Consider the following 16,514-nt stretch of genomic DNA (forward strand, 5'->3'; position numbering starts at 1 on the left):
TTTTCCGTTACCCTTGTCCGTTCGATATGCCGACGGGTTCCTCGGCCGGGCGCCACCGTCGTGTTCCGCCGCATTCGGGAGCCCGGTGAATTCGCGCGCGGACCTCCGTTGTTATTTCCCTCACCACGCCGTCCGTCCGAAATTCAAAGAGCTGTTGCCTAATATTGGCCAGGACACGACACACGGAGGGGAGCGGTGACCGTGCCACGGGACTTCCAGGAGCCTCCCAGGAGCCGCCCCGACGTGGTCATCGGCCGGGAGGACCTGTTCACGTCGGCCCGTGAACAGCTCGGCCGAGGCGGCAGTGTCCTGCTCCACGGCCCCGCGGGAATTGGAAAGTCGACGGTCCTGCGGGCGCTGGCCGCGGATTACGCCGGCGCGGCCCGGACCGTGTTGCGCTGCTCGGCCACCGAGTCCGAATCCCACCTGCCGTTCCTGGCGCTGGCCGACCTGTTCGGCCTGGTCCTGGACGAGGTCTCCGGTGCGCTGCCCGCCGCCCAGCGCACCGCCCTGGAGTCGGCGCTCACCGGGCGCGGCGAGTCCACCCTCCAGCGCGACGGGCTCGCGCTGCGCCTCGCGGTGCTGTCGGCGCTGCGCACCCTCGCCGCCAAGGGCCCGGTACTGGTCGTCGCCGACGATCTCCAGTGGCTGGACGCGGCCAGCGCCGAACTGCTCGGTTTCGCCGCCCGCCGGCTGGGCGACACGCCCGTGCAGATGCTGTGCGCGGTGCGGACCGAGGGCCAGGAGTACGACCGCCATCTACGCGCGTCCCCGCCCGACACGCTCGCCGTCCGGCTGGGCCCGCTGTCCCGTACGCAGGTCTCCGCGCTGCTCGACCACCGCGGCTACACCCCCCTGTCCCGCTCCACGATCCGCGACATCCACCGCACCAGCGGCGGCAACCCGCTCTTCGCCCTGGAGCTGGGCCGCGCCCTCGCCGAGAGCCCGACCCGGCCCCGGCCCGGCGAGCCGCTGCCGGTGCCCACCTCGCTGCGGGCGCTGGTGCTGAGCCGGCTGGAGATGCTGTCGGACGAGGCGCGCCGCACCCTGCTCGTGGCCAGTGCCGGTGCCCGTCCCACACTGGCGCTGCTGCACGCGGCCGGCCGGGAGCACGCCGAGGCGGAGACCGCCCAGGCCGCCGCGCTGGGACTGCTGGCGACGGATCCGGAAGGCCCCGCCGTACGGTTCGCGCACCCGCTGATCTCGGCCGCGCTGTACGCGGAGGCCCCCGCGCGGGAGCGGCGGGCCGTGCACGCCGCGCTGTCCACGGCGGCCTCCGACCCGATCGAGCGGGCCCGGCACCTGGCCCTGGCGACCACCGGCACCGACCCGGAGGTGGCGGCCCGGCTCGCGGAGGCCGGTGCGCTGGCCCGGGATCGCGGGGCGCCGTCCGTGGCCGCCTCGCTCGGGCTGCTCGCGGCCCGGCACACCCCGGCGGACAGTACGCCCGGCCCGGACGAGCGGCGGCTGCAGGCCGCGGAGGACGCGATCACCGCCGGCGAGGCCGACCTCGCGCGGGACATCGCCCGGGACGTGCTGACCCGGGCCGCCGTGCCCGCGGAGCGGGTGCGGGCCTGGATGGTGGTCATCGAGGCGGCCGGGCAGGCGCTCGGCGAGGTCGACGCCGTCTTCCCGCAGGTCCTGGCCGACGCGGGCGACGACCCGCGCCTGCTCGCCCTGGTCCACTACCAGCTGGCCTGGCGCGGCCTGGTCGTCGAGGGCGACTTCGCCGAGGCCCGGCAGGAGGCCGCGCACGCGGCGGAGCTGGCCGCCCGCGGCAAGGACCGGCGCACCGAGCTGATGGCGCTGTCCTTCCAGGCCTCCACCGAGACCCTGATGGGCCACCCGGGCGCCCCCGAGACCGTCAAACGGGCCCTGAAGGAACCCCAGGACCCGTATGTGGCCTGCCATCACAACGGCGCCGGCTCGGCCCGGTTCCGCTGGCTGATCATGAGCGACCAGCTGCCCGAGGCGCGGGCGACCATCACCGCGCTGCTGCGCGAGGTGCGCAGGCGCGGCATGGTCGAGAGCGAGGTGCACTTCCTGCGCTTCCTCGCCGACACGGAACTGCGCTCCGGGCACTGCGGCCGGGCCCTGGAACTGGCCCGCGAGAGCCTGCGGCTGGCCCGGGACTCCGGGATCGGCGAGGGCGCCTCGGCGATGCTCGCCTCCCTCGCGGAGGCCTGCGCGGGGGACGTCGACCGGGCGCTGGTCCTCGCCCGGGAGGCGGCCGACCACGCCGAGGTCGACGGCGACCAGATGTACCTGTCCCGGGCCCTGGCGGCGCTGGGCTACGCCCAGTTGGTGGCCGGGGACCCGGCGGCCACGGTCCGTTCGCTGCGCCGGGTGCGCGAGCTGGAGCAGGGTCTCGGCATCAACGACCCGGCGCGCGGCCGCTGGCACGGCGACCTCGCCGAGGCCCTCGTCCGCATCGGCGAACCGGGCGAGGCGCAGGACGTCATCGACACGGCCCGGGTGCACGCGCTGCGGCTGGGCCGGGAGAGCGTGCTGGCGGTCCTCGACCGGGCCGAGGCACTGGTGCGGGCGGCACGCGGCGAACACGAGGCCGCCCTGGTCCGGCTGACGTCCGTCCAGGACCGGCTCGGCCGGCTGGGCTACGGCCTGGAGGAGGCACGGGCCGCCTTCGTGCTGGCCCGGCTGCGCACCCAGGCAGCCGCATTCCCCCGCGGCGGCGGGACTCCCCTGCCGGGACCGGCGTCGTACGACGAGGCCGCCCGGCTGTTCAGGCGCTGCCGGGCGCTGCCCTGGCTGCGGCAGGTCGACGCGGCCGCCGCGGCCGGCCCCGCGGCGGTGGAGCCGGCCTCCGTCGCACCGCCCGTCGCGCTCGACGCGCTGGAGGGCCTCGCCTCGATGGAGCGTCAGGTCGCCTCACTGGTGATGGAGGGCGCGACCAACCGGGAGATCGCGGCCCGTCTGTTCATCAGCGTCAAGACCGTCGAGGCGACCCTGACCCGGGTCTACCGGAAGCTGGGGATCCGTTCACGGGTGGACATCGTCCGGCTTGCGGCGGGCCGCCGCCCGACCTGACCCGACCTGCGTCCACCAGGGTCTACAGGGCCCGACCGAGGGTTATCCCTGCCCAACTCCCTTAGGGGGTTCCCTCATTGGGAGCCCGCCCTTCCGGGCTCTAGCTTTGTCGCGTGCCGCTCGCCGGGGCACACGGAGATCCGAACAACGGAGTCAGGGTCACCGTGCACCACCCACCCGCGCGACCCCCACCGGCAACTCCCCGAGGAGACCCATGTTCGGGTTCAACCGTGTCAAGAAGGCCGCTGCCGTCGCCACGGCGACCGCTGCCGCCGCCGCGACCGCGCTGCTCGCCGCTCCCGCCGCCCTCGCCGCGCCCCAGCCGATCGTCGGCGGTACGACGACCACGACGACCGCGTACCCGTTCGTCATGCAGATCACGGACGCCTCGCAGACCCAGTTCTGCGGCGGCACGCTGGTCTCGCCCACCAAGGTCGTCACCGCCGCCCACTGCATGGTCGGCGAGACCACCAGCAGCGTGCGCGTCGTCGGCGGCCGCACCTACCGCAACGGCACCAACGGCACGGTCAGCAGAGTCAGCAAGATCTGGATGCACCCGAGCTACACCGACGTCACCAAGGGCGACGACGTGGCCGTGCTGACGCTGTCGACGTCGATGCCGTACACCCCGGCGAAGTACGTCTCCTCCTCCCAGACTTCGGTGTACGCGGCCGGCACCACCGCCCGCATCCTCGGCTGGGGCACCACCGCCTCGAACGGCAGCGCCTCCAACCAGCTGCGCACCGCGACCGTACCGACCGTGTCCGACTCCAGCTGCGGCAGCTCCTACGGCTCCGACTTCGTACGCAGCGACATGGTGTGCGCCGGAAAGACCTCCGGCGGCGTGGACACCTGCCAGGGCGACAGCGGCGGCCCCCTGCTCATCGGGGGCGTCCTGGCAGGCATCACTTCCTGGGGCGAGGGCTGCGCCCAGGCCGGTTACCCGGGTGTCTACACCCGGCTGACCACCTTCTCCAACCTGGTCACGACGCAGGTCAACTCGTAACCGGGCAAAGCTCCTGAGCACCCCTCAGGTGAAATACCAGGGGGCGTTGCGGGCCTCCACGAGCGGCCCGCAACGCCCCCTTTCCATCTCTCCTGCCACCGGCCGGGTTCGGGTGCTTGAATGACGGCGGATGGGAGTGATGCTCATGGTTTCCGCCGACCGTCTCCTCGCCTTCGCCGTGATGTCGCTCCTGGTCATCGTGATCCCGGGGCCCAGCGTCCTGTTCGTCATCGGCCGGGCCCTCGCCCACGGCCGCCGCACCGCCGTGGCGACGGCCCTCGGCAACGTGGTCGGCTCCTACCTGCTGGTCGTGGCGGTCGCGGTCGGGGTCGGCTCGCTGGTCGAGCGATCGGTGACGGTATACCTGACGGTGAAGCTGGCGGGTGCCGCGTATCTGGTGTATTTGGGCGTGCAGGCGTTCCGGCACCGCGGGGAGCTGAAGGCGTCACAGATCGGCACCGGGTCGGCGGGGCCGGCTCGCGGCGATCTCCGGACGCTCCTGGACGGGGTCCTCGTCGGCGTCACCAACCCGAAGGGCGTGGTGTTCTTCGCCGCCGTCCTGCCGCAGTTCGTGGACCACTCGGCGGGCCATGTGCCCGTGCAGATGCTGCTGTTGGGCCTCGTACCGATCTCGATCGGCCTCGTCACGGACACGCTGTGGGGCCTGACCGCGTCGGCGGCCCGCACCTGGTTCGCCGGCTCGGACCGCCGCCTCTCCCTGATCGGCGGGGCGGGCGGCTGCACGATGGTCGGGCTGGGCGTGACGGTGGCGCTGACGGGCCGGGCGGACTGAAAACACCGCGTTGCCTACCTCCGTACGGCGCCGAAGCGGATGTCGTACGACGTCTGCGGGTGCATCGTCCGCAGCATCCGCTCCCCCTCGGCGGTGACCTCGTCCCGCTGGGCCTTGGTGAGCGGGCCCAAGGGCTCGATCACGAGCGCGTGCTCCTCCAGGCGCCACAGGCCCGCGAGGAACCCGTCGACCAGGAGCGTGCAGTAGGCGATGTTCCCCTGCCAGGAGCGGCCCCGGTGCTCGGGCGGGACGACGCGGGTGCGGTCGGCGTGGGAGAGCAGGAGGTTGTCGAACTCGGGCAGGAAGCGCGGCGGGGCCGGGGTGTCCGGGTCGGGACGCGGGGCGTCGGGGAGGTCGAAGAGCTCGGTGCCGCTGTCGTCGCGGAAGGTGACGAGTCGCGGGCGGACACGTTCGAAGGCGTCGCGCAGGCGGGTCAGTCCGGCCCAGGTCTGCATGTCCCGCACGGAGGCCGGGCCGAAGGCGGCGAGGTAGCGCGGGACGACCTCGTCGGGTGTGGCGGCCGGTCGGGTGGGACGGCCGAGCCAGCGCTCGGCGGTGGTGAGACTGACCTGCCCACTCTGACCCCACAGGCCGCGCGGGGTCACCTGCACGAGCGGGAGACGGCACCGGGCGGCGACGGCCAGGGCCTGCGGGTCGGCGTCGGGCCACTCCTGGAGCAGGGCCTCGCGCAGTTGCTTCATGGTGCGGGGCTCGGTCTCGACGAGGTCGCGGGCGAGGGCGGCGAGCCGGTCCAGGTCGACACCGGCGAGTCCCTTGCGGAAGTTCGTCAGCTCCCGGTCCCGGGCGGGCTGCGCCAACGGACGCAGGGTGAGGCAGTCGTCCGCGGTGTGGGTGTGGATGGTGGAGCGCATCGTGACGATCCGGACGACCTCGCGGTCGGCCGTCAGCCGGGACAGCGCCTCGGGGGCGAAACCGTCGAGGCGGGCGGCGAGCGCGTAGTACGGAGGCTTGACGTTCTGCGCCTGGAGGCCGACCAGGTGCTCGACGGCCGCGGCGGCGGAGATCCGGGCCGGGCGCAGGAGCAACTGCCGGTCGAGGGTGGCGCGGTTGAGGGCCCGGGTACCGAGGTGGGGTTGGAGTGCCGTGCCGGCGACGCTCCGCTTGGTGTTCGTCATGGGGGCACGGTAACGAGAGTTGCGGACAGGTTCTGGCCGCGACAGCGGCGGGCGGGTGCCGGTCTGCATGGGGATCTTCTTGCCGTACGGGGAGTGGTCAGAAAGTGATGAGCGCCTTGAGGACGCGACGGTCGGCCATGGCCCGGTAGGCGTCTTGGACCTGGTCGACGGTGAAGCTCCGGTCGAAGACGCGACCCGGTTCGATGGCGCCGTCCAGGACGTCCGGCATCAGCTCCTCGATGTAGGCGCGGGCCGGGCTCGCACCGCCGGTGAGGGTGATGTTCCGCATGATCGTGGACGGGCCGAGGGGGCCTTCCTCGTACTGCGGGACGCCCAGCCGGCTGATGGTGCCGCCGTCCACCACCGCGGCCAGGGCGGTTTGGAGCGTCTGGCGGGTGCCGACGGCCTCGATGACCTTGTCCACCCCGTCGCCGCCGGTCAGCTCGCGCACGCGGGCGACACCTTCCTCACCGCGCTCGGCGACGACGTCGGTGGCGCCGAAGTCGCGGCCCAGGTCGGTGCGGGCCTTGTGCCGGCCCATCAGGACGATCCGTTCGGCGCCCAGCCGCTCGGCCGCGATGACCGCGCACAGGCCGACCGCGCCGTCCCCGACGACCAGGACCGAGTCGCCGCGGCCGACGCCCGCGGTGACGGCGCCGTGGTGACCGGTGCCCATCACGTCCGAGAGCGTCAGCAGGGAGGGCAGCAGTGCGGAGTCGGCGTCGGCGGGCAGCTTGACCAGGGTGCCGTCGGCCTGGGGGACGCGCACCGCCTCGCCCTGGGCGCCGTCCACGCCGTCGAAGCCGTACCGGCCACCCCGTCGGCACGAGAAGTGCAGGCCCTTGGCGCAGTAGTCGCAGGTGTTGTCGCAGTACGTGAACGGAGCGACGACCAGGTCGCCGGCCTTGATGCCGGACACCTCGGGGCCGGTCTCCTCGACCACGCCGAGGAACTCGTGTCCCATCGGGCGGCCGGTGCCGGTCGCGGGCAGGGACTGGTAGGGCCACAGGTCGCTGCCGCACACACACGACAGGACGGTGCGCACGACGGCGTCGGTGGACAGCTGGATCTCCGGGTCGGGCCGGTGTTCCGTCCGGACGTCGCCGGCGCCGTACATCACGGCGGCACGCATGGAGTTCTCCTCTTCTTCGCAGGTTCCTGGCTGTGGGTCTCCCCGGCGGCCGAGGGCAGGCTGCCGAGCGTGTCGAGCCGCTCGGCGGTCAGCCGGATGCCGTCCGCGGCGCGGTGGCCCTTCAGTGCCCGGCCGAGCAGTTCCCCGACGTCATCCACCGTGCGCCCCCGCAGACCCGCCAGGGAGACCGGGCCCTTCCGGGGGGTGGACAGCGGTGGGTATGACAGGGCCCCCCTCGCGGATACCGCCCTGGTGGCAGCGTTGCGACACTGGCTCCATGGCAGCCGAGCAGCACACCAGCGGTGACGAACTGGGGCGCTTCCTGCGCGCCCGCCGCACCCAGACCAGCCCCGAGAGCGTCGGCTTCACCCCGGGCGCGGGCGTACGCCGCACGCCCGGCCTGCGCCGCGAGGAGCTGGCTTCCCTCGCCGGGGTCAGCATCGACTACTACGTCCGCATGGAACGCGGCAAGGAGACCCGGCCGAGCCCCGGTGTGGTCGACGCCCTCGCCCGCGCCCTGCGCCTCGACGACGACGAACACCACCACCTGCGCGAGCTCGCCGCCCGGGCCGCCAACTACGCCCACGAGCCGCCTCCCCCGCCCAGCCGGACCGTCCGGCCGCACCTGAAACTGCTCCTGGAGACGATGCGGCCGAACCCCGCCTACATCGTCAGCCGCAGCATGGACCTGCTCGCCTGGAACCCCGGCGGCCTCGCCCTGTACGCCGGTCTCGCCGACTGGCCCGCCAAGCAGCGCAACCTCGCCCGCTACCTCTTCCTGCACCCCACGGCTCGTGAGCTGTTCCCCGACTGGGAGCCCCTGGTCCGTGCCTGCGTCGCCCGGCTCCGCGCCCAGGCCGGCACCAGCCCCGACGCCCCCGACCTGACCAGCCTCGTCGGCGAACTCGTGATGAAGAGCCCCGACTTCGCCAAGCTGTGGGAACGCTACGAGGTCATCGGCCGCAAGAAGGCCCAGAAGACCTTCCACCACCCCGAGGTCGGCGTCCTGACCCTCAGCGGCCAGAACATGCACCTCGAAGGCACGCCCGGCCGGCGCCTCTGCGTCTACACCGCCGAACCCGGCACCCCCGACCACGACGCGATGCTCCTGCTCGACATGACCGCACCGGAGCCCGCCAGGCACCCCGACGCACAGCCCGGCCGGCAGCGGCCCGCGCAGTCCTGACGCGAGGCGCCCCTGCCCGAAGTCGTCCGGGATCCGGCTGGACGGCCGACTCGATGCCGACGCGGGCCGCCTCCAGCAGGGCGATGAAAGCGGCCAACGGCCCCCTGCCAACGGGTCATTGACGCCCCGCGTCGGCATGCGCGACGATCCCGGGCACAGGCGGGCGGAGGGGAGATCGGGATCACAGAAACGGGGAGGGAAAGGTCACAGCCGTGACCTCTGCTGCTCCTCTGTGTCCGTGTCCTAGCATCCGAGCATGACGGTCCTGCCTGACGACGGGCTCGAGCTGGCCGGCGAATTCCCTGATGTGCCCCATGAGCAGTGGCAGCGCCTTGTGGCGGGCGTGCTGCGCAAGTCGGGCAAGGAAGTGGAGGGCGCCGAAGCCGAGGAAGCCCTGTCCACCGCGCTGGAGGACGGGCTGCGCACCCGGCCTCTCTACACCGCGCACGACACCGCGCCCGAGCCGGGCCTGCCCGGATTCGCACCCTTCGTGCGGGGCGGCCGGGCCGAGGGGAACACGCTCGGCGGCTGGGACGTACGGCAGCGGCACACGGTGGCCGACGGCGGCGCGGTACTCGCGGATCTGGAGAACGGTGTCACCTCCCTGTGGCTGGCAGTGGGGGAAGGCGGCATTCCGGTGCCGGAGCTCGGCCGGGTCCTCGACGGCGTCCATCTCGACCTCGCCCCCGTCGTCCTCGACGCGGGGCGTGACACCGAGCCCGCCGCGCGGGAGCTGCTGCGGCTGTACGAGGAGCGCGGTGTCGCCCGGGAGGCGGCGCGCGGCAATCTGGGCGCCGACCCGCTGGGGCAGGAGGCCCTCAGCGGGCAGGAGGGCGACTTCGCTCCGGCGGCGGAGCTCGCGCGGCTGTGTGGCGAGGGGTACCCGGGGCTGCGGGCGCTGACCGTGGACGCGCTGCCGTACCACGAGGCCGGCGGCTCGGCCGCCCAGGAGCTGGGCTGCTCGCTGGCCACGGGTGTGGCGTATCTGCGGGACCTCACCGGGGCCGGGCTGAGCGTCGAACAGGCCTGTGGGCAGCTGGAGTTCCGGTACGCGGCGACCGCCGACCAGTTCCTGACGATCGCCAAGCTGCGGGCCGCGCGCCGGCTGTGGGCGCGGGTGGCCGAGGTCTGCGGGGCGCCGCGTGCGGGGGCGCAGCTCCAGCACGTCGTGACGTCCGAGGTGATGATGACGCGCCGCGATCCGTGGGTGAACATGCTGCGCACGACCATCGCCACGCTGGCCGCCGGGGCGGGCGGGGCCGACTCGGTCACCGTGCTGCCCTTCGACCACGCCCTCGGCCTGCCGGACGCGTTCGCGCGCCGTATCGCCCGCAACACCTCCACGATCCTCATCGAGGAGTCGCATCTGTCCCGCGTGATCGACCCGGCGGGCGGCTCCTGGTACGTGGAGCGGCTCACGGATGAACTCGCCCACGCGGGCTGGGAGTTCTTCCGGCGGATCGAGCGGCTCGGCGGCCAGGCGGCGGCCCTGCGGTCGGGGGACCTCGCACAGGACCTGGCCGACACCTGGCAGGTCCGCCGTACGAAGCTGGCGAAGCGGCGCGAACCCGTCACGGGCGTCAGCGAGTTCCCGTATCTCGCGGAGAAGCCCGTCGCCCGCGAGAGCGCGCCCGAGCCGCCGTCCGGCGGGCTGCCGCGGGTGCGCCGCGACGAGGAGTACGAGGCGCTGCGCGCACGCTCCGACGCCCACCTCGCGAAGACCGGCTCCCGGCCCCGGATCTTCCTCGCCGCGGTCGGCCCGGCCGCCGCCCACACCGCACGCCTCACCTTCGCCTCGAACCTCTTCCAGGCGGGCGGCATCGAGCCCGTCACGGACGGCACCTTCGAGGACAGCGGCGCGACCGAGGCCGTGCTGTGCTCCAGCGACGCGCTGTACGAGGAGAAGGCGGCACAGGTGGCCACCGAACTGCGATCGGCCGGCGCCTCGCACGTGTTCCTCGCGGGCCGTCCCGGCCAGTACGCCGGTGTCGACGCGTACGTCTTCGCGGGCTGCGACGCCGTGGCCGTGCTCTCCGCGACCCTCGACCGCATGGGAGTGTCCTGATGACCGCCCCCTCCGACCGTTCCGTCCCCGACTTCTCCGGGATCGAGCTGGGGACCCCGGCCTGCGACGGCGGCCCCGACGAGTGGCGTACGGCGGTCAAGAACGCCTCCGGCGGTGACGACCTGCTCTGGGAGACCCCGGAGGGCATCGCGGTCAAGCCGCTGTACACCGGGCGTGACCTGGAAGGCCTGGACTTCCTGGACACGTACCCGGGCGCGGCGCCGTATCTTCGGGGCCCGTACCCGACGATGTACGTCAACCAGCCCTGGACGATCCGCCAGTACGCCGGTTTCTCCACGGCCGAGGAGTCGAACGCCTTCTACCGGCGCAACCTCGCGGCCGGGCAGAAGGGCCTGTCGGTCGCCTTCGACCTGCCCACGCACCGGGGTTACGACAGTGACCACCCGCGCGTGACCGGTGACGTCGGCATGGCGGGCGTGGCGATCGACTCGATCTACGACATGCGGCAGCTGTTCGACGGGATCCCGCTGGACAAGATGACGGTGTCGATGACGATGAACGGCGCCGTGCTGCCGGTGCTGGCGCTGTACATCGTCGCCGCGGAGGAGCAGGGCGTACCGCCCGAGAAGCTGGCCGGGACCATCCAGAACGACATCCTCAAGGAGTTCATGGTCCGCAACACCTACATCTATCCGCCGAAGCCGTCGATGCGGATCATCTCCGACATCTTCGCCTTCACCTCGCAGCGGATGCCGCGCTACAACTCCATCTCCATCTCCGGCTACCACATCCAGGAGGCGGGTGCGACGGCCGATCTGGAGCTGGCGTACACGCTCGCGGACGGGGTGGAGTACATCCGGGCGGGCCGTGAAGCCGGCCTGGACGTGGACGCGTTCGCGCCCCGGCTGTCGTTCTTCTGGGCGATCGGCATGAACTTCTTCATGGAGGTCGCCAAGCTGCGGGCGGCGCGGCTGCTGTGGGCGAAGCTGGTGAGGCAGTTCGACCCGAAGAACGCCAAGTCCCTGTCGCTGCGCACCCATTCGCAGACCTCGGGCTGGTCGCTGACCGCGCAGGACGTGTTCAACAACGTGACGCGCACCTGTGTCGAGGCCATGGCGGCGACGCAGGGGCACACGCAGTCGCTGCACACCAACGCCCTCGACGAGGCGCTGGCCCTGCCCACCGACTTCTCGGCGCGCATCGCCCGCAACACGCAGCTGCTGCTCCAGCAGGAGTCCGGCACGACCCGCGTGATCGACCCGTGGGGCGGCAGCGCCTATGTCGAGCGGCTGACGTACGACCTCGCCCGGCGGGCCTGGCAGCACATCCAGGAGGTCGAGCGGGCGGGCGGCATGGCCAAGGCCATCGACGCCGGTATCCCGAAGCTGCGCATCGAGGAGGCCGCGGCCCGCACGCAGGCCCGGATCGACTCCGGTCGCCAGCCGGTCATTGGAGTCAACAAGTACCGCGTGGACAGCGACGAGCAGATCGACGTCCTGAAGGTCGACAACTCCTCCGTGCGAACGCAGCAGATCGAGAAGCTGCGGCGGCTGCGGGCGGAGCGGGACGAGACGGCGTGCCAGGACGCGCTGGACGCGCTGACCCGGGCCGCCGGCGGCGAGGGCAACCTGCTGGAGCTGGCGGTGCACGCGGCCCGCGCGAAGGCGACCGTCGGGGAGATCTCCGACGCCCTGGAGAAGGTGTACGGCCGGCACGCGAGCCAGATCCGTACGATCTCCGGCGTGTACCGCAACGAAGCAGGGGAGTCCCCGTCCGTGGACCGCACCCGAGCACTGGTCTGCGACTTCGAGGAGGCCGAGGGCCGCCGTCCGCGCATCCTGGTCGCGAAGATGGGCCAGGACGGCCACGACCGCGGCCAGAAGGTGATCGCGACCGCCTTCGCCGACCTCGGCTTCGACGTGGACGTCGGCCCGCTGTTCCAGACCCCGGCCGAGGTGGCCCGGCAGGCCGTCGAGGCGGACGTGCACATCGTCGGAGTCTCCTCGCTGGCGGCCGGTCACCTCACCCTCGTACCGGCACTGCGCGAGCAGCTCGCCGAGGAGGGGCGCGAGGACATCATGATCGTGGTGGGCGGGGTGATCCCGCCGCAGGACGTGCCGACGCTGCTGGAGATGGGCGCTGCGGCGGTCTTCCCGCCCGGGACGGTGATCCCGGACGCTGCGTACGACCTGGTGAAGCGACTGTCGGACGGACTCGGGCACGACCTGTGATCGATGTCGACGCGTATGTGAAGGGCGTACTCGACGGGAAACGGGCGATCATCGCCCGGGCCATCACGCTCGTGGAGTCGACCCGCCCTCAGCACCGGGTGCTGGCCCAGGAGTTGCTGACCGAGCTGCTGCCGCACAGCGGCCGGGCCCGGCGGATCGGGGTCAGCGGGGTGCCGGGCGTGGGCAAGTCGACGTTCATCGACGCGTTCGGCTCGATGCTGACGGGGCTCGGGCACCGGGTGGCGGTGCTCGCCGTCGACCCGTCCTCCAGCCGTACGGGCGGCTCGATCCTCGGCGACAAGACGCGCATGGAACGGCTGGCCGTGGACCCGGCGGCGTTCGTCCGCCCCTCCCCCACCGCGGGCACGCTGGGCGGGGTCGCCAAGGCGACGCGTGAGTCGATCGTGGTGATGGAGGCGGCGGGCTACGACGTGGTCCTGGTGGAGACGGTCGGCGTCGGGCAGTCCGAGACGGCGGTCGCGAACATGGTCGACTCCTTCCTGCTGCTCACCCTCGCCCGCACGGGCGATCAGCTCCAGGGCATCAAGAAGGGCGTCCTGGAACTGGCCGACGTGATCGCCGTGAACAAGGCGGACGGCCCGCACGAGCGTGACGCCCGTGCCGCCGCGCGGGAACTGGCGGGCGCGCTGCGGCTGATGCACGGCAAGGACGCGTTCTGGACCGCGCCCGTGCTCAGTTGCAGCGCCCGCGAGTCGAGCGGCCTGGACACGGTGTGGGAGCGGCTCGAACAGCACCGCACGCTGCTGGACTCCACCGGCCGCCTCACCGCCAAGCGCCGCGATCAGCAGGTCGACTGGACCTGGACCATGGTCCGCGACGAACTCCTCGGCCGCCTGCGGGCCGACCCGGCGGTGCGGGCACTGGCGCCGATGCTGGAGCAGCGGGTCAGGGAGGGAGAACTGACACCGACGCTGGCGGCGGAGCGGATTCTGGGGGCGCTCGGAGGGTCCGGCCCGGAGACTTCCTGAGCCGAAGCGGCAGGGACGGCGATTCCGGGATTCCGCATACCCGGCTTGCATGACTATGCAAAGTGATACATACTCTTTCTATGTCCAAGGTCCTCACCTCCCTGCCCGCCGGCGAGCGCGTCGGCATCGCCTTCTCGGGCGGTCTCGACACCTCCGTCGCGGTCGCGTGGATGCGCGACAAGGGCGCCGTCCCGTGCACCTACACCGCCGACATCGGCCAGTACGACGAGCCCGACATCGCCTCGGTGCCCGGCCGTGCCCAGACCTACGGCGCCGAGATCGCGCGTCTGGTCGACTGCCGTGCGGCGCTGGTCGAGGAGGGCCTGGCCGCGCTGACCTGCGGCGCGTTCCACATCCGCTCGGGCGGGCGGGCGTACTTCAACACCACCCCGCTCGGCCGTGCCGTCACGGGCACGCTGCTGGTCCGGGCGATGCTCGAGGACGACGTCCAGATCTGGGGCGACGGCTCGACCTTCAAGGGCAACGACATCGAGCGGTTCTACCGCTACGGCCTGCTCGCCAACCCGCACCTGCGGATCTACAAGCCCTGGCTGGACGCGGCCTTCGTGACCGAGCTCGGCGGCCGCAAGGAGATGTCGGAGTGGCTGCTCGCCCACGGGCTGCCCTACCGCGACAGCACGGAGAAGGCGTACTCCACCGACGCCAACATCTGGGGCGCCACGCACGAGGCCAAGACCCTGGAGCACCTGGACACCGGCGTGGAGACCGTCGAGCCGATCATGGGTGTGCGGTTCTGGGACCCCGAGGTCGAGATCGCCACCGAGGACGTCACCATCGGCTTCGACCAGGGCCGGCCGACGACGATCAACGGCAAGGAGTTCTCCTCCCCCGTCGACCTCGTGATGGAGGCCAACGCCATCGGCGGCCGCCACGGCCTGGGCATGTCGGACCAGATCGAGAACCGGATCATCGAGGCCAAGAGCCGCGGCATCTACGAGGCGCCCGGCATGGCCCTGCTGCACGCGGCCTACGAGCGCCTCGTCAACGCGATCCACAACGAGGACACCCTCGCCCAGTACCACACCGAGGGACGGCGGCTCGGCCGGTTGATGTACGAGGGCCGCTGGCTGGACCCGCAGGCGCTGATGATCCGCGAGTCGCTCCAGCGCTGGGTCGGCGCTGCCGTCACCGGCGAGGTGACGCTGCGGCTGCGGCGCGGTGAGGACTACTCGATCCTCGACACGACCGGCCCGGCGTTCAGCTACCACCCGGACAAGCTGTCCATGGAGCGCACCGAGGACTCCGCGTTCGGCCCGGTGGACCGGATCGGCCAGCTCACCATGCGCAACCTGGACATCGCCGACTCCCGCGCCAAGCTGGAGCAGTACGCCGGCATCGGCCTGATCGGCACCGGCAGCCCGACCATCGGCGCCTCCCAGGCGGCCGCGACCGGGCTGATCGGCACCATGCCGGAGCTGCCCCAGGGCGGTGCCGAGGCCATCGCCTCGCGGGGCGAGGTCTCCGAGCAGGACGCGTGGCTGGACCGCGCCGCGATGGACTCCGGCACGGACTGATCGCTTTCGGGGCCCCGTGACACAGGGCGTCACAGAGAAGGCCGGCCCGGCACCCACAGTGCCGGGCCGGCCCTTTGTCTGCCCCGAGACTCCTTTTCTGTCCAGGGCCTCGCGGCCGTCGGCGAGTGATCGGCCGAACGGCCGAGGGCCGGTGCGGCGGCAGTCTCCGTGCTCTGGCCGAATGGCCGAGGCGCGCGCCCGCGTGCCCGGGTGAGAGTGGAGCCACTTCCTCTACCCGATCACCCAGATCTCCCCCAGGAGTACGAGATGCAGCGCGGTTTCCTCGTGGGTGCCGTCGGCGGCGTGGCCGCCATGGCCGCCGCAGGCGGGGTCCTCACCCATCTCCTGGCCGACAAGGACGTGCAGCACACCACGATCGACCCCTACCCCGGGCAGCCCCACGTGAAGGTGGACGGCCATCCGGCGGTGGAGAGGACGATCCTGGAGGCCCGTATCGAGGGCTGGTACCACCCGCTGCCGTGGGTCGGGAAGGACATCGGCAAGGTGTCCTGCCCGGCGCATCTGAAGGCAGTGGCCGGTGCGACCGGGACGTGCACGGCGCGGGCCGGGGGCGAGCGGGTATCGATCCCCGTCCGCGTGATCAGGGTCGAGGCAGACCCCGCGACACCGCGGGTGACCTGGAAGTTCGAGCGCTGACACGCACCCGGGAGCACACCCAGTCATGAGCACTGTCCTGGCCGGCCACGGCCTCACGAAGAAATACGGCTCCACCACCGCGCTGGACGGCGTGGACGTCGAGGTCGGCGAGCGGGACTCGCTGGCGATCATGGGCCCGTCCGGCTCCGGCAAGTCCACCCTCCTGCACACCCTGGCCGGGATCATCCGGCCCGACGGCGGGCAAGTCCTGCTGCGGGGCGAGCGAAGCGAGATGGGGGTCCCCCCGGCCGAAGGCTGGGGGCGCATCGACGGTCTCGGCGAGAACCGGCTCAGCGCGCTGCGCCGCAAGCGGTTCGGGTTCGTCTTCCAGTTCGGCCAGCTGCTGCCGGAGCTGCCCGCCGAGGAGAACGTCGCGCTTCCCCTGATGCTGGAGGGCGTCCCGCGCAAGCAAGCCGTCACCCGCGCCCGCCGCTGGTTCGCGCCGCTCGGCCTGGACGGCCTGGAGAAGCGCCGGCCCGGACAGCTCTCCGGCGGACAGGCCCAGCGGGTCGCCATCGCCCGCGCCCTGGTGATCGAACCGGACGTCGTCTTCGCCGACGAACCCACCGGCGCCCTGGACCAGACCACGAGCGAGGAGGTCGTACGGCTCCTCACCTCCGTCACCCGCGAGCAGGGCGCCGCCCTGGTCATGGTCACCCACGACGCCGACGTCGCCGCCCACTGCGGCCGGATCCTCCAGGTCCGTGACGGCCGGATCAGCAGCCACAGCCAGTACACGGTCGTCTGACCTCAGCGCACGCCACCGGAGACCTCG

At 72.4% G+C, this 16,514-nt stretch carries 13 protein-coding genes; 10 read left to right on the forward strand and 3 right to left on the reverse strand.

What is annotated here, in order from left to right:
- Window positions 1-195 precede the first annotated feature (195 nt).
- The 3 genes from ACIBNA_RS17000 to ACIBNA_RS17010 all read left to right on the forward strand — a co-directional run bounded on the left by ACIBNA_RS17000 (window position 196) and on the right by ACIBNA_RS17010 (window position 4,847).
- Window positions 196-3,048, forward strand: a complete 2,853-nt coding sequence (locus ACIBNA_RS17000) for an AAA family ATPase (protein ID WP_399165986.1) — start codon at window positions 196-198, stop codon at window positions 3,046-3,048.
- 214 nt (window positions 3,049-3,262) lie between these two features.
- Window positions 3,263-4,054: a S1 family peptidase gene (locus tag ACIBNA_RS17005; protein WP_399165987.1), complete on the forward strand. Its 792-nt coding sequence runs from the start codon at window positions 3,263-3,265 to the stop codon at window positions 4,052-4,054.
- A gap of 145 nt (window positions 4,055-4,199) precedes the next feature.
- On the forward strand, window positions 4,200-4,847 hold the full coding sequence (locus ACIBNA_RS17010; protein WP_399165988.1) for a LysE family translocator: 648 nt from the start codon (window positions 4,200-4,202) through the stop codon (window positions 4,845-4,847).
- Window positions 4,848-4,861: 14 nt separating this feature from the next.
- On the opposite strand, the gene ACIBNA_RS17015 is transcribed toward ACIBNA_RS17010, so the two are convergent.
- From ACIBNA_RS17015 to ACIBNA_RS17025, 3 genes are all read right to left on the reverse strand, one after another.
- Window positions 4,862-5,983: a winged helix DNA-binding domain-containing protein gene (locus ACIBNA_RS17015; protein ID WP_399165989.1), complete on the reverse strand. Its 1,122-nt coding sequence runs from the start codon at window positions 5,981-5,983 to the stop codon at window positions 4,862-4,864.
- A 97-nt stretch (window positions 5,984-6,080) separates the two neighbouring features.
- Complete coding sequence (locus ACIBNA_RS17020) at window positions 6,081-7,115, reverse strand: zinc-binding dehydrogenase (RefSeq protein WP_399165990.1); 1,035 nt, start codon at window positions 7,113-7,115, stop codon at window positions 6,081-6,083.
- A complete protein-coding gene (locus tag ACIBNA_RS17025) occupies window positions 7,100-7,273 on the reverse strand; it encodes a hypothetical protein (protein ID WP_399165991.1) in 174 nt (57 codons plus the stop codon). The genes ACIBNA_RS17020 and ACIBNA_RS17025 overlap by 16 nt, the downstream gene beginning before the upstream one ends.
- A 119-nt stretch (window positions 7,274-7,392) precedes the next feature.
- On the opposite strand from ACIBNA_RS17025, the gene ACIBNA_RS17030 reads away from it, so the two are divergent.
- The 7 genes from ACIBNA_RS17030 (at window position 7,393) to ACIBNA_RS17060 (ending at window position 16,487) form a co-directional block, all read left to right on the forward strand.
- Window positions 7,393-8,301, forward strand: coding sequence for a helix-turn-helix transcriptional regulator (locus ACIBNA_RS17030; RefSeq protein ID WP_399165992.1), 909 nt, complete (start codon window positions 7,393-7,395; stop codon window positions 8,299-8,301).
- A gap of 256 nt (window positions 8,302-8,557) precedes the next feature.
- A complete protein-coding gene (locus tag ACIBNA_RS17035) occupies window positions 8,558-10,366 on the forward strand; it encodes a methylmalonyl-CoA mutase family protein (RefSeq protein WP_399165993.1) in 1,809 nt (602 codons plus the stop codon).
- Complete coding sequence (gene scpA, locus ACIBNA_RS17040; protein WP_399165994.1) at window positions 10,366-12,558, forward strand: methylmalonyl-CoA mutase; 2,193 nt, start codon at window positions 10,366-10,368, stop codon at window positions 12,556-12,558. The genes ACIBNA_RS17035 and scpA overlap by 1 nt, the downstream gene beginning before the upstream one ends.
- Window positions 12,555-13,547 carry a methylmalonyl Co-A mutase-associated GTPase MeaB gene (meaB, locus tag ACIBNA_RS17045; protein WP_399165995.1) on the forward strand — a complete coding sequence of 331 codons (993 nt, stop codon included), beginning with the start codon at window positions 12,555-12,557 and terminating at the stop codon, window positions 13,545-13,547. Before scpA ends, meaB begins: the two co-directional genes overlap by 4 nt.
- A gap of 80 nt (window positions 13,548-13,627) precedes the next feature.
- Window positions 13,628-15,082, forward strand: a complete 1,455-nt coding sequence (gene argG, locus ACIBNA_RS17050; RefSeq protein WP_399165996.1) for an argininosuccinate synthase — start codon at window positions 13,628-13,630, stop codon at window positions 15,080-15,082.
- A gap of 267 nt (window positions 15,083-15,349) precedes the next feature.
- The gene (locus tag ACIBNA_RS17055) at window positions 15,350-15,739 is read left to right on the forward strand and encodes a DUF4333 domain-containing protein (RefSeq protein WP_399165997.1); all 390 of its coding nucleotides are present in this window, start codon (window positions 15,350-15,352) and stop codon (window positions 15,737-15,739) included.
- Window positions 15,740-15,764: 25 nt separating this feature from the next.
- A complete protein-coding gene (locus ACIBNA_RS17060; RefSeq protein ID WP_399165998.1) occupies window positions 15,765-16,487 on the forward strand; it encodes an ABC transporter ATP-binding protein in 723 nt (240 codons plus the stop codon).
- Window positions 16,488-16,514 lie beyond the last annotated feature (27 nt).

Source organism: Streptomyces sp. NPDC050164 (assembly GCF_044459945.1).
Classification (GTDB): Bacteria; Actinomycetota; Actinomycetes; order Streptomycetales; family Streptomycetaceae; genus Streptomyces; species Streptomyces coeruleorubidus_A.

Bases quoted from the DNA above. Each gene is read 5' to 3' on its own strand.
- ACIBNA_RS17005 (WP_399165987.1), top strand. From the start codon at position 3,263: ATGTTCGGGTTCAACCGTGTCAAGAAGGCCGCTGCCGTCGCCACGGCG.
- ACIBNA_RS17010 (WP_399165988.1), top strand. From the start codon at position 4,200: ATGGTTTCCGCCGACCGTCTCCTCGCCTTCGCCGTGATGTCGCTCCTG.
- ACIBNA_RS17015 (WP_399165989.1), bottom strand. From the start codon at position 5,983: ATGACGAACACCAAGCGGAGCGTCGCCGGCACGGCACTCCAACCCCAC.
- ACIBNA_RS17020 (WP_399165990.1), bottom strand. From the start codon at position 7,115: ATGCGTGCCGCCGTGATGTACGGCGCCGGCGACGTCCGGACGGAACAC.
- ACIBNA_RS17030 (WP_399165992.1), top strand. From the start codon at position 7,393: ATGGCAGCCGAGCAGCACACCAGCGGTGACGAACTGGGGCGCTTCCTG.
- ACIBNA_RS17035 (WP_399165993.1), top strand. From the start codon at position 8,558: ATGACGGTCCTGCCTGACGACGGGCTCGAGCTGGCCGGCGAATTCCCT.
- scpA (WP_399165994.1), top strand. From the start codon at position 10,366: ATGACCGCCCCCTCCGACCGTTCCGTCCCCGACTTCTCCGGGATCGAG.
- argG (WP_399165996.1), top strand. From the start codon at position 13,628: ATGTCCAAGGTCCTCACCTCCCTGCCCGCCGGCGAGCGCGTCGGCATC.
- ACIBNA_RS17055 (WP_399165997.1), top strand. From the start codon at position 15,350: ATGCAGCGCGGTTTCCTCGTGGGTGCCGTCGGCGGCGTGGCCGCCATG.
- ACIBNA_RS17060 (WP_399165998.1), top strand. From the start codon at position 15,765: ATGAGCACTGTCCTGGCCGGCCACGGCCTCACGAAGAAATACGGCTCC.